The sequence below is a fragment of the Bradyrhizobium sp. 18BD genome (assembly GCF_054185225.1).
The window spans coordinates 198,795-219,764 of sequence record NZ_JAVAYL010000009.1 but is presented as its reverse complement, the minus strand read 5'-3'; the positions used below and the strand labels follow the sequence as shown (position 1 = coordinate 219,764).

Annotated in this window: 21 protein-coding genes; 8 read left to right on the top strand and 13 right to left on the bottom strand. The window is 66.2% G+C overall.

Annotation, left to right across the window (positions count from 1 at the left end):
- Nucleotides 1–99 precede the first annotated feature (99 nt).
- A complete protein-coding gene (locus RAD16_RS18520) occupies nucleotides 100–1,467 on the bottom strand; it encodes an amidase (RefSeq protein ID WP_458159327.1) in 1,368 nt (455 codons plus the stop codon).
- A complete protein-coding gene (locus RAD16_RS18515) occupies nucleotides 1,448–2,644 on the bottom strand; it encodes an MFS transporter (RefSeq protein WP_458159326.1) in 1,197 nt (398 codons plus the stop codon). The genes RAD16_RS18520 and RAD16_RS18515 overlap by 20 nt, the downstream gene beginning before the upstream one ends.
- Before the next feature lie 26 nt (nucleotides 2,645–2,670).
- On the opposite strand from RAD16_RS18515, the gene RAD16_RS18510 reads away from it, so the two are divergent.
- On the top strand, nucleotides 2,671–3,006 hold the full coding sequence (locus tag RAD16_RS18510) for a hydroxyisourate hydrolase (RefSeq protein WP_458159407.1): 336 nt from the start codon (nucleotides 2,671–2,673) through the stop codon (nucleotides 3,004–3,006).
- On the opposite strand, the gene RAD16_RS18505 is transcribed toward RAD16_RS18510, so the two are convergent.
- Genes RAD16_RS18505 through RAD16_RS18490 form a run of 4 tightly spaced genes read right to left on the bottom strand, consistent with a single transcriptional unit; the run spans nucleotide 3,007 to nucleotide 6,876 of the window.
- Nucleotides 3,007–3,822, bottom strand: a complete 816-nt coding sequence (locus RAD16_RS18505) for an ABC transporter permease (protein WP_458159325.1) — start codon at nucleotides 3,820–3,822, stop codon at nucleotides 3,007–3,009.
- Entirely contained in the window at nucleotides 3,822–4,685 is an 864-nt protein-coding gene (locus tag RAD16_RS18500) for an ABC transporter permease (protein ID WP_458159324.1), read from the bottom strand. Before RAD16_RS18500 ends, RAD16_RS18505 begins: the two co-directional genes overlap by 1 nt.
- Nucleotides 4,686–4,704: 19 nt before the next feature.
- On the bottom strand, nucleotides 4,705–5,751 hold the full coding sequence (locus RAD16_RS18495; RefSeq protein ID WP_458159323.1) for an ABC transporter substrate-binding protein: 1,047 nt from the start codon (nucleotides 5,749–5,751) through the stop codon (nucleotides 4,705–4,707).
- A 30-nt stretch (nucleotides 5,752–5,781) separates the two neighbouring features.
- Nucleotides 5,782–6,876 (bottom strand): ABC transporter ATP-binding protein, encoded by a 1,095-nt coding sequence (locus tag RAD16_RS18490; RefSeq protein WP_458159322.1) that lies wholly within the window; start codon nucleotides 6,874–6,876, stop codon nucleotides 5,782–5,784.
- Between the two features lie 88 nt (nucleotides 6,877–6,964).
- On the opposite strand from RAD16_RS18490, the gene RAD16_RS18485 reads away from it, so the two are divergent.
- Nucleotides 6,965–8,356: an amidase gene (locus tag RAD16_RS18485; protein WP_458159321.1), complete on the top strand. Its 1,392-nt coding sequence runs from the start codon at nucleotides 6,965–6,967 to the stop codon at nucleotides 8,354–8,356.
- Here the strand turns inward: RAD16_RS18485 and RAD16_RS18480 are convergent.
- Together RAD16_RS18480 and RAD16_RS18475 are read right to left on the bottom strand one after the other, a co-directional pair.
- On the bottom strand, nucleotides 8,353–9,102 hold the full coding sequence (locus tag RAD16_RS18480) for an aspartate/glutamate racemase family protein (RefSeq protein ID WP_458159320.1): 750 nt from the start codon (nucleotides 9,100–9,102) through the stop codon (nucleotides 8,353–8,355). The genes RAD16_RS18485 and RAD16_RS18480 overlap by 4 nt on opposite strands.
- A gap of 2 nt (nucleotides 9,103–9,104) precedes the next feature.
- Complete coding sequence (locus RAD16_RS18475; RefSeq protein ID WP_458159319.1) at nucleotides 9,105–9,812, bottom strand: GntR family transcriptional regulator; 708 nt, start codon at nucleotides 9,810–9,812, stop codon at nucleotides 9,105–9,107.
- 199 nt (nucleotides 9,813–10,011) lie between these two features.
- On the opposite strand from RAD16_RS18475, the gene RAD16_RS18470 reads away from it, so the two are divergent.
- The 6 genes from RAD16_RS18470 to hydA are packed head-to-tail and all read left to right on the top strand — an operon-like array spanning nucleotide 10,012 to nucleotide 16,171.
- The gene (locus RAD16_RS18470; protein ID WP_458159318.1) at nucleotides 10,012–11,016 is read left to right on the top strand and encodes an ABC transporter substrate-binding protein; all 1,005 of its coding nucleotides are present in this window, start codon (nucleotides 10,012–10,014) and stop codon (nucleotides 11,014–11,016) included.
- Nucleotides 11,000–11,851, top strand: a complete 852-nt coding sequence (locus RAD16_RS18465; protein WP_458159317.1) for an ABC transporter permease — start codon at nucleotides 11,000–11,002, stop codon at nucleotides 11,849–11,851. Before RAD16_RS18470 ends, RAD16_RS18465 begins: the two co-directional genes overlap by 17 nt.
- Nucleotides 11,851–12,627, top strand: coding sequence for an ABC transporter ATP-binding protein (locus tag RAD16_RS18460; RefSeq protein WP_458159316.1), 777 nt, complete (start codon nucleotides 11,851–11,853; stop codon nucleotides 12,625–12,627). Before RAD16_RS18465 ends, RAD16_RS18460 begins: the two co-directional genes overlap by 1 nt.
- Nucleotides 12,628–12,630: 3 nt before the next feature.
- Nucleotides 12,631–14,013 (top strand): amidohydrolase family protein, encoded by a 1,383-nt coding sequence (locus RAD16_RS18455; protein ID WP_458159315.1) that lies wholly within the window; start codon nucleotides 12,631–12,633, stop codon nucleotides 14,011–14,013.
- A complete protein-coding gene (locus RAD16_RS18450) occupies nucleotides 14,010–14,750 on the top strand; it encodes a maleate cis-trans isomerase family protein (protein WP_458159314.1) in 741 nt (246 codons plus the stop codon). Before RAD16_RS18455 ends, RAD16_RS18450 begins: the two co-directional genes overlap by 4 nt.
- Nucleotides 14,711–16,171, top strand: coding sequence for a dihydropyrimidinase (gene hydA, locus RAD16_RS18445; RefSeq protein WP_458159313.1), 1,461 nt, complete (start codon nucleotides 14,711–14,713; stop codon nucleotides 16,169–16,171). The genes RAD16_RS18450 and hydA overlap by 40 nt, the downstream gene beginning before the upstream one ends.
- Nucleotides 16,172–16,215: 44 nt before the next feature.
- Here hydA and RAD16_RS18440 read toward each other — a convergent pair whose 3' ends face one another.
- From RAD16_RS18440 to RAD16_RS18420, 5 genes are all read right to left on the bottom strand, one after another.
- Nucleotides 16,216–17,256: a Bug family tripartite tricarboxylate transporter substrate binding protein gene (locus tag RAD16_RS18440; RefSeq protein ID WP_458159312.1), complete on the bottom strand. Its 1,041-nt coding sequence runs from the start codon at nucleotides 17,254–17,256 to the stop codon at nucleotides 16,216–16,218.
- 205 nt (nucleotides 17,257–17,461) lie between these two features.
- Entirely contained in the window at nucleotides 17,462–18,148 is a 687-nt protein-coding gene (locus tag RAD16_RS18435; RefSeq protein ID WP_458159311.1) for a siderophore-interacting protein, read from the bottom strand.
- Between the two features lie 78 nt (nucleotides 18,149–18,226).
- Nucleotides 18,227–18,913 (bottom strand): O-methyltransferase, encoded by a 687-nt coding sequence (locus tag RAD16_RS18430; RefSeq protein WP_458159310.1) that lies wholly within the window; start codon nucleotides 18,911–18,913, stop codon nucleotides 18,227–18,229.
- 106 nt (nucleotides 18,914–19,019) lie between these two features.
- On the bottom strand, nucleotides 19,020–19,883 hold the full coding sequence (locus RAD16_RS18425; RefSeq protein WP_458159309.1) for an AraC family transcriptional regulator: 864 nt from the start codon (nucleotides 19,881–19,883) through the stop codon (nucleotides 19,020–19,022).
- Nucleotides 19,884–19,941: 58 nt separating this feature from the next.
- Nucleotides 19,942–20,910, bottom strand: coding sequence for a LysR family transcriptional regulator (locus RAD16_RS18420; RefSeq protein WP_458159406.1), 969 nt, complete (start codon nucleotides 20,908–20,910; stop codon nucleotides 19,942–19,944).
- Nucleotides 20,911–20,970 lie beyond the last annotated feature (60 nt).

The following is a 20,970-nucleotide window of genomic DNA, read 5'->3' as shown; positions in this document are numbered from 1 at the left end:
AATGAAATCAATGGCTTACGCAGACGGCGTCATGATTGACCCGTCGGGCAAAACAGGGGTATACTGCTACTATTCCGAAATCGTCGCGGCGACCCGAAACTAGGCCTGCAACTGCGCCTCGATATGTCGCGCGGCGCTCAGCAGCGTGCGGTCCTGCCCGCGCCGAGCGATGATCTGCAAGCCGAAGGGAAGCCCGCGTTCGTCCGTGCCACATGGGATCGAGATCGCCGGCAGGCGCGCGTGATTGACGAAGGGCGTGAACACAGCGTGCGCGCGTGGAGTTGCAGCGCGGCCGCCGATCATGTCGGGGCCGAGCTGGGTGAACGGCCAGGCGACGCAGGGCACCGTCGGCGCCAGCAGCAGGTCGGTCCCAGTGAAGAAGGAAGCGAAGGCATTGGCAATCGCGGTGCTTGCGACCAGTGCGCCCGCGACCTCAGTGCCTGACCAGGTGAGCCCGCGCTCGATCTGTTTTGCGATGTCGGGGTCGAAGACGGAGGGGTCCTTGCGGAAAGCATCACCATAGAGCGCGGCGAGACCGGCATGCTGAAGCGGCATGATGGCCTCTTCGGTCGCGCCCGGTGGCCAGAGGGGATCGCGGTGAGCGATGTGCAGGCCGCTAGCGGAGAGGCGCTCGACCGCGGAAAAGAGCCCGTTCGCGACGACATCGTCGACGGCAACATCAAGCCCGAGGCGCGGCGAGAATGCGATGCGCAAGCCCGCGATGTTGTCGGCCTCTCGCGCGATGACGGCGGAATCCGGATCGCGCGGATCGGCGCCGGCCATGGCTTCGAACGCCAGCGCGACGTCGGCGACATCGGCGGCGATCGGCGCGATGACGGAGAGGCCGAAGAACGGCTCGGCAAAGCCGGGCCCGTAGGGGATCGCGCCATAGGACGGCTTGAAGCCGACAACGCCGACATGGGCCGGCGGCCTGCGGCTGGAGCCGCCCGCATCAGTGCCGATCGCGAGCGGCACGAGGCCGGCCGCAACGGCAGCGGCGGGGCCGCCGGACGAGCCGCCGGGTGTCAGCGTGGGATCGAGCGGATGGTGTGTGGGCCCATATAGCCGCGAGGTCGTGACGCCCTTGCTGGCGAATTCCGACGTCGCGCCGATGCCGACGACGACCGCACCGGCCTTGCGCAGCCGTTCGATCGCAATCGCATCTTGTGGGGCAATGAAGTCGGAGAACAGGCGCGAGCCCTGCGTGATACGCCAGCCGCGGGTCCAGACGTTGTCCTTGACGACGATGGGGACGCCGGCCAGCGGCATCGTTTCGCCGGCACGCAGGCGCGCGTCGACCGCTGCAGCATCGGCCAAAGTGCGTGCGAGATCGATCGTCACCACGGCGTTCAGTGCTTGGGCCACTTCGAGGCGCGCAAGCGCGGCCTTGGCGGTCTCGACCGCGCTGGTTCGTCCGGCCGTCACATCGGCCGCGATCTCGCGCGCGCTATTTTCTCCTTTTGTCATGGCCTCCCCAGATCAGCGCCACTGTGCCGCACAGCGCAAGGCACGCCAAGGCGAAGAAAGCTGCGCCGAGGCTGGCTGCACCGTCAAGGATCGACACCAACGCTGGCGCGGCGAGCAGCCCGGCATAGGATGCCGTCAGCACCGCACCGGTGGTGTCGCCAATCCTGTCCTGCGGCGCGAGGCGGGCGATCTCGGCGATGAAGACGCCATTCCACCCCGAAGCGGTCAGGCCGAACAGCGCGGCAATCGCGAATTGTCCGGTGCGACCGAGCGAGGCGCCGTCGAGGCCAAGCAGCGCCGCGCAGAAGGCCATGCCGAGGCCGATGACGACGAGCACGGCACGGGAGGCATTGAGGCGCATGGCGACAAAACCCCAGCCGAGGCGGCCGACGAGGCCGCCGGCCTGCGCGCAGGCGAGCGCCATCCCGGCCTCGATATGGCTGAGGCCAAGCTCGCGCGTGCCGAGCGTGACGAAGACGGTGTTGAGCGACACTTGCATCGCACTGAACGGCATCGAGGCCAGCGCCAGCATCGCGATGCGCCGGTCCGCGGTGACGAGCGCCAGCCGCGCACGGAGATTGAGCTCCGGAGGCGGGGCGAGCTTGCCGGCATAGGCCGGCCGCAGCCGCTCGTAGATCAGGATCGCAATCAGCGCGCATACGCCGACCGCCGCGTAGCACCAGGCAGGTCCGAGCGAGATCGCGATCGCGGGCAGGACCAGCGAGCCGCAGACGGCGCCGATCTGGTTGCCGGTCTGGCGCACCGAGAACACGAAGGCCCGCCGATCGGCGGTTACCAGCCGCGCCAGCAGCGCCGCGCTCGCCGGCGTCTCCGGTCCGAAGGCAAGGCCGAGGCAGAGGCCTGCGGTCAGCAGGGCCGCGGTCGTGCCGAGCGAGGCCAGTGCCATGCTGACGACGATCGCCGCCGCGCACAGGCTTGCGACCCGCAGCGAACCCAGGCGCGCGATGAAACCGCCGCCCCAGAACGAGGCTGGAATGCCGACGGCGAACACCGCGCAGGAGAACATCGAGAGCTGCCAGACCTCGATATGGGCGCGCGGCGCGACCACGCCCGGCGCGAACAAGGCCAGCGCCACCAGCGCCTGGAGCGAGGTCATCGCGCCGAGAGCCGGCAGCAGCGCAGGCGCTGGCCGAACGGCCGTGTTTGCGTCTACCATGGCGCTGCGCTCACGGGAGGAACATGGTGGCAGGCGGTATTTCCATTCACGCGGTCGATGTGGCAAGCGGACGGCCCGCGCAGGGGCTGCGCGTCGAGATCTGGCGGATCGGTCCGGACTCGCTTCGTATTGCCGATGGACGGCTCGGCGCCAATGGCGTGCTCGATCATGCCGTCGCGCAAGGCGCGGGCGTGACGGCGGGCGAGTACGAGGTCCTGTTTCACCTCGGCGAATTCTTCGGCGACAGCGACGGTTTCCTGACCGTGACGCCGTTCCGCTTCCGCATCAAGAACGTTGACGAGCATTTTCATCTGCCGCTGAAATTCACGCGCTGGGGCTATTCGCTGTTCCGCGGCGCCTGATCAGTTGGTCAGGCGGCGCGACAGGCCGGTGACGCGCTCCATCACCGCGACCAGCGCGACGGTCGCGATGATCAGCACGCCCGACAGGGCTGCGATGGTCACATCCAGCTTGCCTTCCAGGTCCTGCCACATCCGGATCGGCAGCATGTCGGTCGCGGCATCGCGCAGGAACAGCGAGACCGGCACGTTGTCAAAGGACGACATGAAGGCGATGAAGGCACCCGCGATGATGCCCGGCCGGATCAGCGGCAGCACGATCCGCCGGAACGTGTAGAGCCGGCTCGCGCCCAGCACCGCCGAGCTTTCGAGTAGGGTCGGCTCCAACTGCGCCAGCGCTGCGACCGTGTTGCGCACCACATAGGGCACGCAGACCACGGTGTGGCCGATCACCAGCGTCAGCGGCGACACCGGAAGGCCGACCAGCGAGAACAGCATCAGCGCAGCCAGGCCGAAGGCCAATGCGGGGAGCACCAGCGGCGACATGAAGAGGGAATCGAGCAGCCGCGCCGACAGCGTCCGCGACCGCGAGATCGCCAGCGCAGCCGCGACGCCGAGCCCGACGGACAGGCCCGTCGCCCACAGCGCGACGATGAGGCTGTTCTTGGCCGCGAAATGCAGCTGCCAGGCATTCCACAACTCGACATACCAGCGCAGCGAATAGCCCGGCGGCGGGAAGCGCAGCGAGAAGCCGGAGGTGAATGAGACGATCAGGACCACCAGCGACGGCGCGATGATCAGGATCAGCGCGATGATCGCGATCACAGTCATGGCCAGCTCGAAGCTGAACGATTCCAGCGTGCGCTTGCGGCCGCTCATCATGCGCCTCCGTAGCCGCGCGACATGCGGCCGAGCGTGGTGAACACGGACACGACCGCGAGCACGGCGAGCAGGAAGATGATCGAGATCGCGGCGGCGAAGGGCCAGTTCTGCAGGGTCGAGGCCTGCTGATAGAGATACATCGGCATGAACAGCATCTGCCCGCCGCCGACCAGCGACTGGGTGATGAAGGCCGTGATGGCGGCGGCATAGGTCAGCGTGCAGCCGGCGATCACGCCGGGTAGCGACAGCGGCAGCACGATCCTGAAGAAGGTGCGCCAGCTTCCGGCGCCGAGCGAGCAGGAGGCGTCGTCGAGATTGGGATCGATGCGGCCGAGCGCGGTGATTAGCGGCAGCGTCATCAAGGGCATCTGCACCTGCGCCAGCGCGATCACCACGCCGAACTGGGTGTAGAGCAGTTTGAGGGGCGTATCGATGATGCCGAGCGACTGCAGCGTTGCGTTGATGATGCCCTGACGTCCCAGGATGACGATCCAAGCGAAGGTGCGCACCACCACGCTGGTCAGGAGCGGCAGCAGCACGATCAGGATGATGATGGTCTGGAGCCGTGGCCCGACCCGCTGATAGAGCCAGGCGATGGGAAAGCCGAGCACGAGGCAGACGGCCGTGACTTCAGCGCCCAGCAGCAAGGTCGAGCCGAGCACGCTGAGGCTGAAGGGATCGGTGAGGAAGTGCAGGTACTGGCCGAGCCCCCAATGGAGCCCGGCCGTGTCGTTGTGGAGCGAGAGCCAGAACAATTGCAGCAGCGGCGCGACGAAGAACAGCAGGAAGAACAGCGCGAGCGGCGCTGCCAATCCCATTCCGTAGGACGTGACGTCCCGTGATGCCGGTGCTGCGCCCATGGCTCAAGCCTTCAAGGTCTTAGATCTTGATCTCGCGGTTGAAGCGCTCGATCCAGGCCGAGCGCTGCTCGTTGATCTTCTTCCAGTCCTGGAACACGAACTTCTGCTTCAGCTCCGCGGTGTCCTTGGCGAGCACGCGCGCGATCTCGCCGCCCATCGCGACCTTGGAATTGGTCGGCACGATCAGATAGGGCGGGTTCATCAGTGCGGTCTGCACCTCCGGCGTCAGCGCCGCCTCGATCAGCTTGAAGGCGAGCTCGCGGTTCGGCGAGTTCTTGACGATATGGATCGTGGTCTTGAAGGCGATGGCGCCTTCCTTCGGCGCCACGAACTCGACCGGCACGCCGCGCGCTTTCAGGATCTGGATGGCGTTGAAATTACCGGGCGAGATGTCGATCTGGCCCTGCTGGAACAGGGTTGCGAGCGCGCCGGGATTGGCGGCGACCGCGGCGAGATTGGGCTTCAGCTCTTCAAGTGCCTTGAAGGCGGGATCGACATTGGCTTCGGAGCCGCCGCGCATCTTGGCGATCTCGACCAGCCAGCCGGTGCCGAGCGTCGAGTTGAGGTTGGTGATGCCGACGCGGCCCTTGAACTCGGGCTTCCACAGATCGGCCCACGAGGTCGGCGGCGTCTTGATGGCTTCAGGATTATAGGTGAGGCCGACGACCTGGAAGAACGGGGCGGGGCCCATCGGCTCCTGCGCCTCGCTGATCAGGTCTTTGTAATAGGCGCTCTTCTCGACCGGATAGGGCTCGACGAGGTCCTGGCCGATCGCGACCAGCGCCGGACCCGGATCGTGCAGCATGACGTCGATCGGCGGATTGGCTTTCGCGGCATTGACCTTCGCGATCTGGTCCACCGAGAGCATGGGGTCGAGCACCATCGCCGCATCGGCATTCGCTTTGCGGAAGGCCGGCACCAGCACGGCCTTGTGCGCTTCTTCCCAGCTTCCGGTGAAGGTCGCGAACACCAGCGGGCGGGCCTGGGCAAAGCTCAGTCCGGGAAACGCCTTCATGGCCCCGAGGGTGAGGGCCGTCGTCATCAGGCTGCGGCGGTTGAGGATCATGTCGAACTCCGTTGTGGACAATGACTGGAACTAAAGCGTTGCGGGAAAGGCGTTGGCGAGCGAAGGGGCGAGCGGGGCGAGGCGCACGGCCACGCCGCTCTCCAGCGCGCGCGTCTCGCCGATGCGCGCCTGGGAAACTTTGACGCCGGAGCCGTCGGCGGTGGTGACCTCGTGGACGACGGTGGCCCCGAGCGGCAGCGACATGCCGACCACGCCGGCAAAGCCGGTCTCGTCGCCGACGAATTGTAGATGCTCGGGCCGGATGCAGACGGTGACGCGGCCGCCTTCGGTGAGGCTGCCGGCCGCCGGCCGCGCGATGATCTCCGCGCCGGCATCGAGACGCACCTTGGCTTCGGTACGGTCCGCCGACACCACGATTCCGGGCATGCGGTTGGTCGAGCCGACAAAGGTATTCACGAACAGGGTCTGCGGCCGGTCGTAGACGTCGGAAGGCGTGCCGAACTGTTCGAGCTTGCCGTGGCTCAGCACCGCGACGCGGTCGGCCATCGACAACGCTTCTTCCTGGTCATGGGTCACGATCAGCGTGGTGATGCCGGAGACGCGCTGCAGCCGCTTGACCTCGATCTGCATGTCGAGCCGCAGATTCTTGTCGAGTGCGGCAAAAGGCTCGTCGAGCAGCAGGATCGACGGCTTGATCGCGAGCGCGCGGGCGAGCGCGACGCGTTGCTGCTGGCCGCCGGAGAGCTGCCGCGGCAGCCGTTCGGCCATCGACGGCAATTGCACCAGCTCCAGCAGGCGCTGCGCCTCGCGCTGGCGCGTCGCCTTGTCGATGCCGCGCGCGGCGAGGCCGTAGCCGACATTCTCGCTGATCGACAGATGCGGGAACAGCGCGTAGTTCTGGAACACGATGCCGACGGCGCGCTTGTTCGGCGGCAGCGCATCGACGATGTCGTCGCCGATGATGATGCGCCCCTGCGTCTGCGCGATGAAGCCGGCGATGATGCGCAGCAGCGTGGTCTTGCCGCAGCCGGACGGGCCGAGCAGGGCGATGATCTCGCCGCCCTTGATGTCGAGATTGATGTTCTCGACCGCGAGCGCGCCGCTGGGATAGCGGTGGGTGACGGCATCGACGACGAGCGAACGCCCGCCTTGCGCTTCAGCCATGGTGTTGCCTCCGGTTCTTCCGAGGAAGAAAGCAAGTCTCGTGCCCGCCGCGCTCGCCTTTCGCTGCGAGGTTTGGCATGGTGCGGCGATGACATCGAAGCCATCGATCTGCGACCTCACTGCCACAACCCTTGCGCGCGCCATCGCGACGGGCGAGCTGTCCTCGCGCGACGCCGTCGAGGCGCATCTGGCGCGGATCGCCGAACGGGATCCGCAACTGGCGGCGTTCGTGACCGTGGATGCGGAAGGTGCCCGTCGCGCCGCTGACATCTGCGATGCCGCGCCCGCGCCGGTCGGTCCGCTGCATGGCGTGCCCGTCGGGATCAAGGATCTCACCGACACAGCGGGGCTTGCGACCACCTATGGCTCGGTGCTGTTTCGCGATCACGTCCCCGCCGAGGACGATCTCGTCGTGGCGCGGCTGCGACGCGCCGGCGCGATCATTCTGGGAAAGACCAACACGCCGGAATTCGGCTTCGGTGCGGTCTGCACCAATAAAGTGTGCGGGCCGACGCGCAATCCGTTCGATCCCGCGCTGACCTCCGGCGGATCGTCCGGCGGCTCCGCCGTCGCAGTCGCGGCCGGCATGGTGCCGCTCGCGCATGGCACCGATTTCGGCGGCTCGGTGCGCACGCCCGCAAGCTTTTGCGATGTAGCCTCGATCCGGCCAACGCCCGGCCGCATCCCGTCGCCGCGCCGCCCACTCGGCTGGGACATGCTCGCAACCCACGGCTTTCTCGCCCGCGGCGTCGATGATCTCGAATTGGCGTTGGCGGTTTGTGGAGGAGGCGATGCGAATGATCCGCTCTCCGCGGACATCGTCAGTGATGATCGGGCCATCGTGGGGCGCCCCAGGATCGCAGTCACACCCGATTTCGGTGTCGCGACAATTGCGCGCGATGTCCGCGCGCGTTTTGCCGCCGCCTGCGACGCGCTCGCCGGAATTGCCGATGTCGTGCCGTCCTCGCCCGATTGCAGCGGCGCGATCGAGACCTTCCGCACGCTGCGTGCCGCGCACATCGCCAACCTCTATGGCGAGCTGCTGAGAACACGCCGCGCCGAGCTCACGCCCACCGTGATCTGGAACATCGAGGCGGGCGCAAAGCTCTCCGCCGAAAATTATCTCAACGCCGAGCGGCGCCGCACCGCGATCTATCGCAGCTTTCGCGAGCTGTTCACCCGCGCCGATTTCCTCATCGCGCCGGCGGCCTCTGTCTTCCCCTGGCCGAACGAGATCAGCGATGTCACCGCGATCGACGGTACGGTACTGGAGACGCCGATCGATTATCTCGCGGTCACCTTCATCGTCTCGCTGGTCGGCTTTCCCGTCCTGACCTTGCCGGCGCGGCGAGACGCAAATGAGTTGCCCTTCGGTATCCAGATCATCGCGCCGCCGGGCTGCGAATCCCGTCTGTTTGCCTTCGGCCGTGCCATCGAAAACGAATTGGGCTTTTCGCATCGGCGGCCGAAGCTCCCCTAGCTGTCGCGATGCTCGAGCCGCGCGGCGAGCGCGTCGGCAAGACCGATAGTGGGTTTCGCAGCGGGCCGGCGGAACGTGCCCGCGGTCGCCTTGCGCAGGCGAAGCGCCACCAGCGCTTCGGCCTGCTTCACGGCGGCGACGACCTGGTCGACGACGGGGACGAGGATCCGGTGGGCGACGCGCTCGGCAAGACCCGAGAGCGGCGCGCCCGCGAAGATCAGCACATCGGCCTCATCCTCGACGATGGCGCGCTGCGCGAGTTCGACGAGCAGATCCTCCTTCTCGGTGCCGACGTCCGAGATCGCCTTGAACGGCGTATCGAGCATGCGGATGCCGGCGCAGCGCTCGCGCAGCCCGTGGTCGCGGACGCATTCCTCGTACCAGGGGCCCAGTGCCTGCGCGAAGGTGACGATCGCAAAACGGCGTCCGGCCATGCACGCCGTGAGCATCGCAGCTTCCGCAAGGCCGATCACGGGAATGTCGAAGGTCTCGCGCGCGGCGAACAGACCGGGATCGCCGAACGCGGCGATGATCGCGGCGTCGACCTTGGTGTGCTGCTCGGCCAGCATCTCCAGCGCGATGGCGCCGCCGATCTGCGCCTCGGTACGCGTGGCGATATAGGGCACGCCGCGCGAGGCGGTGCAGGGGACGAGCTCGGTGCCGGGCGCGGCGGCGCGCCGGGCGACATCGGTCATCAACTGGGTGACCGAGGTGCTGGTGTTGGGGTTGAGCAGCAGCAGCTTCATGGTCAGGCCGCCGTCAGCTTGGGCTTGGGGGCGAGCGTTTCGAGCAGGGCGGTGCCGGTCTGGCGGACATGGGCGCCGAGCAGGCGTCCGGCAGCCTCGCTATCGCGCGCCTCGAGGGCGGCAAGGATGTCGGCGTGCTCGTCCACCGAATTGCTCCAGCGCTTGTCGGCACCGAGCGCCAGATAACGCGCGCGCTCGGCGCGGGAGATCAGCGTCTCGTGCGCCTCGCGCAGCGGCGTGTTGCGGGCCATGCGGACGATCGTGTTGTGGATCTCGCCATTGATGGCGAAGTATTCGTCGAGCTTGCCGTTGCGATGGTGACCCTCCATCCGGGTCTGCAGCGTGCGGAGGCGGGCGAGGTCGCGCTCGGTGGCGCGCTCCGCGGCAAGCTCCGCGGCCAGCCGCTCGATGCCGGCGAGCGCCTCGAACAATTCCTGGATGCCCTCGACCGCGATGTCGGCGATGCGCGGGCTGCGGTTGGGGCGCAGCTCGATCAACCCTTCCGCCGCCAGCACCTTCATCGCCTCGCGCAGCGGGGTGCGCGACACGCCGAGCTCCTTCGACAGCCGGGTCTCCTGGGTCTGCGATCCCGGCGCCAGCTCGCCGCGAATGATCATCGTCCGCATCCGCGCGGCGGCGCGCTCATGCAGGCCCATCCTCTTGAGTTTGGGCGATTTTCGGCCCTTCAGGGTTTCCGACTTCTGCTGCACGCGCGCCTCATTGCTTCAGTTCATCCTAGCCGTTTCCGGCCCCTTGGCTTGCCCAAAATACTGACGCATGTAGCTGAAAACAATGGCATAGCGCGCAAATTGTATGCAGCATGCAAAAACCGGATTGCGTTGCCGCAAAGCCCGGCCAATGATCTGGCGCGACGCGCGAGATCTCGCGCCTTCCGAAACGGAGTAAGCGATGCGGACGAGTTTGCGAGTGGGCCTCGTGGTGATGGCGGCGATGTTCGGCGGTGGCGACCTCGCCATGGCGCAGACCGCGAAGATCAAGCTCGGCTACGCCAAATGCGCGCACTGCCTGCCGATGTCGCTGATTCCCGGTATGGCCAAGGGCGTCGAGGTCGAGGCGACCGGCTTCAACTCGGGTAATGACGTGCTGACTGCTCTGATCTCGAAGAGCATCGACGTCGCGCAGGTGACTTACCTCCATTACATCACCGCGCTCGACAAGGGCTTTGACGTCGTCGCCGTGTCCGGCCAGATCAACGGCGGCTCGGAATGTCTCTCCTCCGCGAAGCTGAACCTGCCGGCGGAGGACTGGGCCGCGTTCAAGGCGACCGTGACGAAGGCGAAGAGCGACGGCCAGCCATTGAAGGTCGCGGCCTCCCGCGGCAACGCGCAGGACATCCACATGCGCGGCGCCTTCCTCAAGCAGGGTGTCGACCCCAACAAGGACATCCAGTTCATCAACATTCCCAATCCGTCCGACCATCTCGCGGCGTTGCAGCGCGGCGAGGTCGACATGATCTGCTCGGTCGAGCCGTTCGCCTCGCAGATCCGGCTCGCCGGCGCCGGCAAGCATTTCGTGCTGCCGTATGACCAGGCCGCGGGCAACCTGACCAACCTGATCGTCACCCGCTCCGACGTGATCGCCAGCCAGCGCGCCGGCGTGCAAGGCATCGTCAGCGCGGTGGTCGAGCTCGACAACAAGCTGATCGCCGACAAGGGGCCGTGGATCGAAGTCATCAACAAGCTCACCGGCCTCGACAAGACCGTGGCAACCGAAGCGCTGAACAATGCCTCGCCCGATCCCGCGATCCATCGTTCGCAGACGCTCGCGATCGCTGCGATGATGCGCGACCTCAAATACATCTCCAAGGATGTCTCCGCGGAAGCGGAGAAGAACATGGACTATTCGTTCCTGGAGAAGGCCACCGGAAAGGCCAAGAATGACCTCGGTTACTGACGTCTCTCCGGCCAAGCCGGCGTTCCGGTTGACGCGGGCGTTCCAGGGGCTCGAACGCGTCATTGTCCCTGCGCTGCTGATCGCGGGCTGGGAGGCCTTTGCCCGCAGCGGCATGCTGCCGCCGGCGCTGCTGCCGGCGCCGAGCGCGGTGCTGCACGCGCTCGGGGACTGGGTGTTCGGCTTCGACGAGACCACGCAGACCTATTCCGGGCACTGGCTGCGCGACGCGTTCGCCAGCGCGCTCCGCGTGTTCGGCGGTTTTGCACTGGCGAGCCTGCTCGGCATTCTCGCCGGTGTCGCGATCGGCTGGTCGCGCCTGTTCGAGAAGACGCTGGAGCCGACGCTGCAGATGCTGCGGCCGATCCCGCCGGTGTCCTGGATTCCGCTCGCCATCATCTGGTTCGGCATTGCCGACAAGCCGGCGATCTTCCTCGTCTTCCTCGGTGCCTTCTTTCCCGTGCTGATGAACAGCATCCACGGCGTGAAGACCGTGGACCATAATCTCGTCCGCGCCGGCGCGATGATGGGCGCGAACGGTCGGCAGATGCTGACCGACATCGTGCTGCCGGCGGCGCTGCCCTCGATCTTCGCCGGCCTGCGCATCGCCGTCGGATCGGCCTGGATGCTGACGGTCACCGCCGAGATGGTCGCGGTCAAGAGCGGCCTCGGCTACGTGCTGTGGGATTCCTACTACTTCCTGCGCTACGACATCGTGCTCGCGGCAATGATCTCGATCGGGCTGCTCGGCTATCTCTCCGATCTCGGCCTCAAGGCGATCATGGCACGCACGCTGCGCTGGCAGCAGACAACCACCGTGCAGGGCAGGGCGGGCTGATGGCGGCAATCGAGCTTCGCAACATCGTCAAGGTGTTCTCCGACAAGCGGCGCGGCCGCGACCTGCTAACCTTGGACAACATCAATCTCGACATCGAGGCCAACGACTTCGTCTGCCTGCTCGGCCCGTCCGGCTGCGGCAAGTCGACCTTGCTCAACATCATCGCCGGCTTCGAGCAGGCGACCTCCGGCCGCACGCTGGTGGACGGCAAGCAGGTGGAGCGGCCCGGCTCAGACCGCGGCGTGGTGTTCCAGCAACCGACCCTGATGCCGTGGCTGACGGCGATCGACAACATCGCCTTCCACCTCAAGCTCAAGGGCGTCGCCAAGGCCGAGCGTTACGACCGCGCCATGGAGTTCATCGATCTCGTGGGCTTGCGCGGTTTCGAGCATCACCATCCGTCCGAGATGTCCGGCGGCATGAACCAGCGGGTCGGTATCGCCCGGGCGCTGCTGATGAACCCGAGCGTGATCCTGATGGACGAGCCGTTCGCCGCGCTCGACGCCCAGACCAAGCTCGAAATGCAGGAAGAGCTGGTCGCGATCTGGCAGAAGCGCCGCTGCACCATCGTGTTCGTCACCCACAGCGTCGACGAGGCGCTGGTGCTCGGCAACAAGATCGTAGTGATGACCAAGCGGCCGGGCCGGATCCGCGAGGCCGTCAATTTCGACCTGCCGCGCCCGCGCGACATCACCAGCCCCGAATTCAATGACGCAAAGCGCCACATCCTGTCCCTGATCCGGGAGGAGTCGACGCGCCTTGCGCAGGCGTCTTGAGCGATGGAATCAGCAACAATACCGCGCGCCTGTGATCTCCTGGTCAAGGGCGGACTTCTCGTCACCCTGGACGGCGCCGATCGCATGGTCGAAGGCGGCGCGGTTGCCATCGAGCACGGCCGCATCGTCGACGTCGGCGATGGCGACGAGCTCGCGAAGCGTTGGTCAGCAAAGCGGACGATCGACGCGCGCGACAAGCTCGTGATGCCGGGGCTGGTCAACGTTCACAACCACACGCCGCTGATGATCACGCGCGGCATGATCGAGGATCTCGGCTTTGCGCCGATGTTCACGGCCGGCATTCCGCAAGGACATCGGCTGACCGAGGGCGAGGCCACCGCGCTGTCGCGGCTCGGCGTCTACGAGATGCTGCGGACGGGCTCGACGACGATCGTCGATTTCTACCGCTACCCGGAAGCGCTGGCCAAGGCGCATGCCGAGCTTGGCTCGCGCGCGGTCATCGCGGGCCGGATCCACGACGCCGATCCGGAAGCCTTGACGCAGAAGCGTTACGACTATTCGGCCGCCATTGGTGCTGCGAGCATCGCCGAGAACGTTGCGCTGGTCGAACGCTGGCAAGGCCACGACAATGGCCGGATCAGGTGCGACTTTGCCCCGCATGCACCGGATACCTGTTCGGACGATCTGCTGCGCGAGGTCGCCGGTCTCGTGCAGAGATATGGCGGCAACGTCCACACCCACGTCTGCCAGAGCCCAATCGAGGTGTCGCAAACCCAGGCGCGCAGCGGCCGGTCGCCGGTCGAGGTGCTCGATGCGGCCGGGCTGCTCGACCAGCGCCTGATTGCGGCGCATTGCATCCACGTGACCGCCGATGACGAAGCCGCGCTCGGCGCTGCGAAGGCGACAATGGCCTATACGCCGATCGGCAATGCCAAGACCGGTCGCATCGCGCCCGCGGCCTCGATCGCGCGTCACGGCGCCCGGATGGCGCTGTGCACCGATACGTTTTCGGGCGATATGTTCGAGGCGATGCGTTGGGCGGTCGCCATGCAGCGGATCCGCGGCGAGAAGGACGGGCTGAACGCGCGGACGGCGCTCCGCTGGGCGACACAGGGCGGCGCCGAAGCGCTCGGGCTGGGCGACGCGATCGGCTCGATCACGGTGGGGAAGAAGGCGGATCTGGTCCTGCTCGACCTGTCCGAGCCGACACTCGCACCCGTCATCGACGGTTTCGGCGCGCTGGTGTGGTCCGGCAACGGCAATAACGTAAAGACCGTCATTGTCGATGGCCGTATCGTGATCGAGGACGGCCGCTTGCTGAGCACCGATGGTGCCGAGCTGGTTCGCGAGGCGCAGAAGGTTGCGGAAGCGCTGTGGGCCAGACACAATGTCACCCCCGTCAGGCAACGGGCCGCAGGAAGATGACCACCATGCGCAAGCGCCTCGGCATGATCACGCCGTCCTCCAACTCGGTGCTGGAGCCCGTCACCAGCGCCATGCTGGCCGGCGTCGACGGCGTCACCGCGCATTTCTCGCGCTTCCGCGTCACCGAGATTGCGCTCGACGCCGCGGCGCTGAACCAGTTCGATGCCTCGGTGATGCTGCCGGCGGCGGATCTGCTGGCGGACGCCAAGGTCGACGCCATCGCGTGGAACGGCACCTCCGCAAGCTGGCTCGGCATCGGCCGCGACCGGAGCCTGTGCGAGGCGATCACCGCGCGCACCGGTGTCCCCGCGACCACATCGACGCTCGCCTGCATCGATGCCGCCCGCGCGCTGGGGGCAAAACGTGTCGGCCTGGTCTCGCCCTATACGGATGATGTGCAGCGGCGCATCGGTGCCGTCTGGGCGGAGGACGGCGTCGCCCCGCTTGCCGAGCGGCATCTCGGCCTGCGCGACAATTTTTCCTTTGGCGAGGTCGCGCCCGCGACCATCGCGGATATGAGCCGCGCTGTGGCCGCGGAGGGCGCCGATGCCGTCGTCATCCTCTGCACCAATCTCGACGGTGCCGCGCTCGCCGCATCGCTCGAACGGGAATTGAACATCGCCGTGCTGGATTCGGTCGCGGTGACGCTGTGGCGGACGCTCGAGCTCGCCGGGGGCGACATCGGGGCTCTTGCGCAATGGGGCCGGATCTTCCAGACATCAGCAGGCATCAAGTGACGGAGACTCCTGTGACGCAGCTCGATCTCGCCATTCGCGGCGGCACCATCGTGACGGCCGGCGACGAGTTTCGCGCCGATATCGGCATTCGCGACGGCCGCATCGTCAGCATCGCCGACAGCATCGAGGGCGCGGCGCGCGAGATCGATGCCACGGGCCTGCTCGCGCTGCCCGGCGGCATCGACAGCCACGTCCACATTTCGCAGCCCTCCGGCCCCGACGTCGTCATGGCCGACGATTTCGCCTCGGCGACGCGCGCGGCGGCAGCCGGCGGCAACACCATGCTGCTGCCCTTCGCGCTGCAGGAGAAGGGCACCTCGCTGCGCACCTGCGTCGAGAACTACCGCAAGCTCGCCGAGGGCGAGTGCTACATCGACACGGCCTTCCATCTCATCATCTCCGACCCGACCGCGGTCGTGCTCGGGCAGGAGCTGCCGGCCCTCGTCAAGGACGGCTACACCTCGTTCAAGGTGTTCATGACCTATGACGACCTCGTGCTCAGCGATAAGCAACTGCTCGAAGTCTTCGACGTCGCACGGCGCGAGGAGGCGCTGGTGATGGTCCATTGCGAGGGCTATGACGCGATCCGCTTCCTCACCAGCAAGCTCGAGCGCGAAGGCCACATCGCGCCCTATTATCACGGCACCTCGCGGCCGCAGGCGGTCGAACGCGAGGCGACGCATCGCGCCATCAGCCATGCCGAGGTGATCGGCGTTCCCATCATGATCGTGCACGTCTCAGGCCGCGAGGCGATGGAGCAGGTGCGCTGGGCCCAGCAGCGCGGCCTGCCGGTGCATGCCGAAACCTGCCCGCAATACATCACGCTGACGGCCGACGACATGAAGGGCCTCAACATGGACATCACGGGCGCGAAATATGTCTGCTCGCCGCCGCCGCGCGATGCGGAAAGCCAGCAGGCGATCTGGGAAGGTATCAGCACGGGCGTGTTCCAGACCTTCTCGTCCGACCACTGCCCGTTCCGCTACGACGATCCCAAGGGCAAGCTGACGCCGAATGCACGGACGTCATTCCGCTGGGTGCCGAACGGCATTCCCGGCGTCGAGACGCGGCTGCCGATCCTGTTCTCGGAGGGCGTCTCGAAGGGACGCATTACATTGCAGAAGTTTGTCGAGCTGACCGCGACCAACCATGCGCGGATCTACGGCCTCTACCCGCGCAAGGGTTCGATCGGCGTCGGCTTCGATGCCGACATCGCGCTGTGGGACCCCAAGCTGACGAAGAAGATTCAGCAGGCCGATCTGCACCACGGCTCCGACTACACGCCGTGGGAAGGCTTTGACATCACCGGCTGGCCCGTCACCACCATCGCGCGGGGGCGGGTGGTATACGAGCAGGGCAGGATCGTCGGCGACAAGGGCGCCGGCGAGGTGCTGAGCCGCGGCAAGTCGAGCCTGGTGTAATCCTCACATCGATGCGATGTGATCACACCGGCTCGATGTGATCCTTACATCGGTTCGATGCCGATCTTCTTGATGATCCCCGCCCACTTCGTGGTCTCAGCGGTCATGAAGTCCGTCAGGCGCGTGGAGTCCATCACCAGCGGCTCGGCGCCCTGTTCGACGAAGAGGGCGCGCACCTTCGGATCGTTCATCGCTTCGACCATTGCCTTGTAGAGCTTGTCGACGACGGCCTTGTCGGTATTCGCCGGCGCGAGCAGCGCAAGCCACGCCGCGCTCTCGTAGTTCTTCAGGCCGGCCTCGGACGCGGTCGGCACGTCAGGCAGCGCCGTCATGCGCTTGTCGTTGGCAACCGCGAGCGGTCGCGCATCGCCGCTCTTGATCAGGCCGAGGACGTTCGGCAGCAGCTGGAAGCCGAGCGGGACCTGGCCCGCGATGAAGTCCGGCGTATATGCGGCGATGTTGCGGTAGGGAACGTGCGTGAGCTCGGTGTCGGTGAGCTGCTCGAAATAGGCCGCCGCCAGATGCTGCGACGAGCCGACGCCGACCGTTCCGTAGTTCAGCTCGCGGGGATGGCCCTTGGCGTAGTCGATCAGCTCGGCGAGCGATTTCGGCGGCAGTTTCGAATTGATCACGATGACATTCGGCAGCGTTGCGAACAGGCCGATCGGGGCGAGGTCCTTCAGCGGATCGTAGGGCAGATCCTTGTAGAGCGCCTTGTTCGCGGCCAGCGGGCCGGAGGTGCTCATCAGCAAGGTGTAACCGTCCGGGGCGGCATGCGCTGCGGCTGCGGTGCCAATATTGCCGCCGGCGCCGGGGCGGTTGTCGACCACGAAGGCTTGCCCGAGCGAGGTCGACATGTGGTTGAGCAGGATGCGCGTGATCACGTCGCTGGCGCTGCCGCCGGCAAAGGGCACGAGCACCTGCACGGGGCGGGCGGGATAATCTTGTGCTTGCGCAGAGCGCAGTCCGGTCGCGGCGATAGCGGCGCCTGCAACGAGCGACAGCAGAATCCGGCGGTCGGGACGAAACTCCTCAGCGTACCGCGTTGCGCTGTCCGTGATCTTGCTGCGATCGAACCGTGTCATCTCGGACTGAATCTCCCGACTGCTTGTTCTGCCAGACCTGGGATCGTCCGGGACAGGAGTCGTCGGGGTGAGCGCCAAGTCGCGATTTTCTACGCCTGGATCGTAATTAGCTCGCGAATGCGACCGTCATGCCTGCTGGTCTCAAAACTTACCAACCCGTCTCATTCTGCAGTGGGCGCGACATCTTATCCGAGTGAAGAAAAGCTCAATTCAGCCCGGTCTTGCCCGGTGCCCAATAAGCCTTGGCCTTGATGCGCGATGACGCAACGCCCGCGGCTTTCAGCGCGCGACTGATGCGCTGGATCGAGGATGCCTTGCCGGTCAGCACGAATTGCGCTCCGTTTGCAGCAAGGCGCAGCATTTCCGCTTCAACAGTCGCGAGATGGTTCTCGCTGGTGCTGCGTGCGATCAATCTCGCTTCTCGAAGGTTGATGGCATCCAGCGCTTGCCGCGACTCCGCGATATCTGTGGCTTCGAACATGTGGAGCGCGCCGCCGGCCTGCAGATTGTTGCGCAGAGCTGCAGCGACGCCAAACGAAGTTTCGTCGCCGAACACAACGACAGGCGCCTCCAGACCGGCAAGATCGAGCGAATGGCGCGGGCCGAAGAACTGGCAGGCATCGCCTGTGCGCAAGCCACTCACCCATCGGCTGCCCGGGCCGTCGCCATGCGCGAAGGCGAGCAGCCGCGTCCTGCCGCGGCCCGTGTCCCACGACATCGGCGTATAGGTGCGTGCGCTGAGGCCCGCACCCATCGCGACCTGGATCTTTTGTCCGGCAGTCCAGGCGACGTCCTTGAGGGCCTCGCCTTCGAGTTCGATGAGTCGAAAGCGCGGCGAGAGCGTCTCGACGGCGGTGACGCGCACGGAGCGCATCAGCCAGCGCAGCAACATTTTTGTGACCCGTCCCTGTGATGGTTCGGGGATTTGCGGTGACTGGCCCGGCTCGTTCAAGGCTTGGCTCCCGGATGATCAGGTCTTGATCGTGAGTTCGTTGCCGCGGCCGGGGTCGAACGGCAGTGACAGCGAGAGGTAGCCGTTCCCGGGATCTCTGACGTAGTCGATATAGCCGGAGGCTTCCTCGAACGCGTTCTCACCGACGATGAGCGCGCCGGGCTTCAATTGCGGCTCCAGCAATTGGAGAATGGGAAGATAGAGCGTGAAGGCGCCGTCGAGCATCACCATGTCGATCTCACCGAAGCCGGAGGCGAGGGTCTCGCGGGCATCGCCGAGCCTGAACTCGACGAAGTCGGCGAGGCCCGCGGCGGCGACGTTGGCGCGGGCGCGCTCGATCTTGCCGGGTTCGAGATCGGTCCCGATCAGGCGGCCACCGCCCATGTCGCGCAGCGCGGCCGCCATATAGATCGCCGAAATTCCCATCGACGAGCCGAACTCGACGATGCGTTTCGCCTTGCAGGCGCGGGCGCACATATAGAGGAAACGCCCGAACCGCGGCGAGACGCTCAGGAAATTGTTCGCATAGTTCTGGTAGACTTCGTTGAGATCACGGCTCTCGGCCGCGATGGCCTGGCTGATCATCTCTTCGCGGCTGCCGGCTTCATCGACGAGGGCCTGCATCAGCGGCGCGTCGGCGATCTCTGCGTCCTGGTGAAGGCGATGGAGGACCTCGGCGACGAGGCCCGTGCTGAGTGAATCCATGGTGATCGGCTCCCTTGCAATGCGCCGCCGGCGCTACGGGAGCCTGGATACGAGATCATCCCTCAAGCCGCATTCGGCGAATCGGACAATCGATTGCGAATTCCGGTCAGTGCGCGGCGATACGGCGTTCGGCGAGGTATCGCGCCGGCGGCTTGCCCAGCGCCTTGCGGAACATGGTGACAAAGGCGCTCGCACCCTCATAGCCGAGGTCGAGCGCCACTGTTTGCACCGAGGCACCCTGGTCGAGGCGCTGAAGCGCGATCAGGATGTGGAGCTGCTGACGCCAGCGGCCAAAGCTCATGCCTGTCTCGCGTTGCAGGATGCGGGTGAGGGTTCTAGGGGCAACCGCGATGCGCCGGCCCCAATCGTCGATCGTGGCGCGATCCGACGGATCTTCCATCAATGCGCTCGCGATGCGGCGCAGCCTCGCGTCGACAGGCATCGGGAAGCGCAGCTCCTCGACCGGCGCGACCGCGAGCTGGTCGAGCAGCACGGTTGCGATCCGACCGTCGGCGCCGTCGACATCGTACATCACAGGCATGTGGGTGGCATGGACCAGCAGGCTCGCGAGCAAAGGCGAGATCGACAGCGCGCAGCATTGCCGCGGCAGCGCCGGCACCGCCTCCGGTTCGATGAACAGGCAATGCATCTCGACATCGCCGATCATGCTGACGCTGTGCGGTACATCTCCGGGGATCCACACCGCGCAGCGCGGCGGCACGATCCAGACGCCGTGTCCCGCCTCCAGCCTGACGATGCCGCGCAAGGTCAGGACCAGCTCATCCTTGCGATGCGCGTGCATGGCCAGCTCCATGCCCTTGGTGACCATGCGGCCACCGAAGGCGGCGAGGGTGCGCGGCACGGTCTCGGGGTCGAACTCCCCGAGGTCGTCGGGGAGAACATGGTCGTCGTTGAGCCGGAAGAAGGGCATGGCGGGCGATGGTCGGTCCGGACGCGAGGGCGGGCTCATGCAATATCTGATCGGCGATCGCGACTTTCAACGTACAGAGCGCCAATCTCGATCGGTTCTAACCGGCACGATTTCGCGGCTTGCGACGGTCCTTGCGAGAAGAGGAGCCTTTGCCGCCGGAGGAGGGCTCCACGAACTCTCGTGCGACGGCGGCCGCCTGCGCCAGATCGTGGCTGATGACGTCGAGCACGGCCTTGGCTGCGACCGACACGGCGCGCCGGGGGTGATGCACCCAGGCGATCGAGCGCAGGATCCGCTGCGCGTCGAAGCGATGCGCCCGAATGGCGCCGCTCGCAAGCGATTGCCGGAGCGCGATGGTCGGCAGCACCGTGGCGAAATCGGTGGTCGCGATCACGTCGCAGAGCGCGGGCAGGGTGTCGAGCTCTAGGCGCGGCCGCAGGTCGATGCCGACGGCGGCGGCCTGCTCGTCGAGGATCAGCCGCAGGCCGTGACGCTTGGAGGGCAGCACGAGGTCAAAACCCGCGATGTGATCGAAGCGCAATTTTGCCGGTGGCCTGATCGGGCTGTCCTTGCGGCAGGCGAACACCATCTCCTCGTCCATGATTTGATGCGCGGCCAGCGGCGTCTTCCGCCGCGGCACGTTGATCAGCGCGAAATCGAGCTGGCCGGTGTTGACCCAATCGACCAGCGTCTCGGTGTAACCCTCGCAGGCCGACAGCGTGATCTCGGGAAAGCGGCTCGCGACGGTCGCCGACGAACTCGCCATCGTGCTCTGCGCGACCGATGTGATGAGGCCGACCGAGACGCGGCCGGAGATGCGCCCGCCGAGCTGCGCCATCTCCTGCCGGGCATATTCGGCATCGCGCACGATCGGGGCCGTCAGCCGCACCAGCGCTTCGCCGGCGCTGGTCAGCGTCATACCCTGGACGCTGCGGTCGAACAGTTTTTGGCCAAGCTCGGCCTCGAGCTTGGCGATCTGCATGCTCAGCGCCGGCTGCACGATGTTGAGCTGGCGCGCGGCCCTTGTGACGTTCTTCTCCTCGGCCAGGCATAGGAAATATTGCATCTGCCTGAGTTCCACGGTGCCAGTCCTTCGTTCGCCAATCCAGCTCATGTCATCATCTCA

Bases quoted from the DNA above. Each gene is read 5' to 3' on its own strand.
- RAD16_RS18520 (WP_458159327.1), bottom strand. From the start codon at position 1,467: ATGACAAAAGGAGAAAATAGCGCGCGCGAGATCGCGGCCGATGTGACG.
- RAD16_RS18515 (WP_458159326.1), bottom strand. From the start codon at position 2,644: ATGGTAGACGCAAACACGGCCGTTCGGCCAGCGCCTGCGCTGCTGCCG.
- RAD16_RS18505 (WP_458159325.1), bottom strand. From the start codon at position 3,822: ATGAGCGGCCGCAAGCGCACGCTGGAATCGTTCAGCTTCGAGCTGGCC.
- RAD16_RS18500 (WP_458159324.1), bottom strand. From the start codon at position 4,685: ATGGGCGCAGCACCGGCATCACGGGACGTCACGTCCTACGGAATGGGA.
- RAD16_RS18495 (WP_458159323.1), bottom strand. From the start codon at position 5,751: ATGATCCTCAACCGCCGCAGCCTGATGACGACGGCCCTCACCCTCGGG.
- RAD16_RS18490 (WP_458159322.1), bottom strand. From the start codon at position 6,876: ATGGCTGAAGCGCAAGGCGGGCGTTCGCTCGTCGTCGATGCCGTCACC.
- RAD16_RS18485 (WP_458159321.1), top strand. From the start codon at position 6,965: ATGACATCGAAGCCATCGATCTGCGACCTCACTGCCACAACCCTTGCG.
- RAD16_RS18480 (WP_458159320.1), bottom strand. From the start codon at position 9,102: ATGAAGCTGCTGCTGCTCAACCCCAACACCAGCACCTCGGTCACCCAG.
- RAD16_RS18470 (WP_458159318.1), top strand. From the start codon at position 10,012: ATGCGGACGAGTTTGCGAGTGGGCCTCGTGGTGATGGCGGCGATGTTC.
- RAD16_RS18465 (WP_458159317.1), top strand. From the start codon at position 11,000: ATGACCTCGGTTACTGACGTCTCTCCGGCCAAGCCGGCGTTCCGGTTG.
- RAD16_RS18460 (WP_458159316.1), top strand. From the start codon at position 11,851: ATGGCGGCAATCGAGCTTCGCAACATCGTCAAGGTGTTCTCCGACAAG.
- RAD16_RS18455 (WP_458159315.1), top strand. From the start codon at position 12,631: ATGGAATCAGCAACAATACCGCGCGCCTGTGATCTCCTGGTCAAGGGC.
- RAD16_RS18450 (WP_458159314.1), top strand. From the start codon at position 14,010: ATGACCACCATGCGCAAGCGCCTCGGCATGATCACGCCGTCCTCCAAC.
- hydA (WP_458159313.1), top strand. From the start codon at position 14,711: ATGGGGCCGGATCTTCCAGACATCAGCAGGCATCAAGTGACGGAGACT.
- RAD16_RS18440 (WP_458159312.1), bottom strand. From the start codon at position 17,256: ATGACACGGTTCGATCGCAGCAAGATCACGGACAGCGCAACGCGGTAC.
- RAD16_RS18435 (WP_458159311.1), bottom strand. From the start codon at position 18,148: ATGTTGCTGCGCTGGCTGATGCGCTCCGTGCGCGTCACCGCCGTCGAG.
- RAD16_RS18430 (WP_458159310.1), bottom strand. From the start codon at position 18,913: ATGGATTCACTCAGCACGGGCCTCGTCGCCGAGGTCCTCCATCGCCTT.
- RAD16_RS18425 (WP_458159309.1), bottom strand. From the start codon at position 19,883: ATGAGCCCGCCCTCGCGTCCGGACCGACCATCGCCCGCCATGCCCTTC.
- RAD16_RS18420 (WP_458159406.1), bottom strand. From the start codon at position 20,910: ATGCAATATTTCCTATGCCTGGCCGAGGAGAAGAACGTCACAAGGGCC.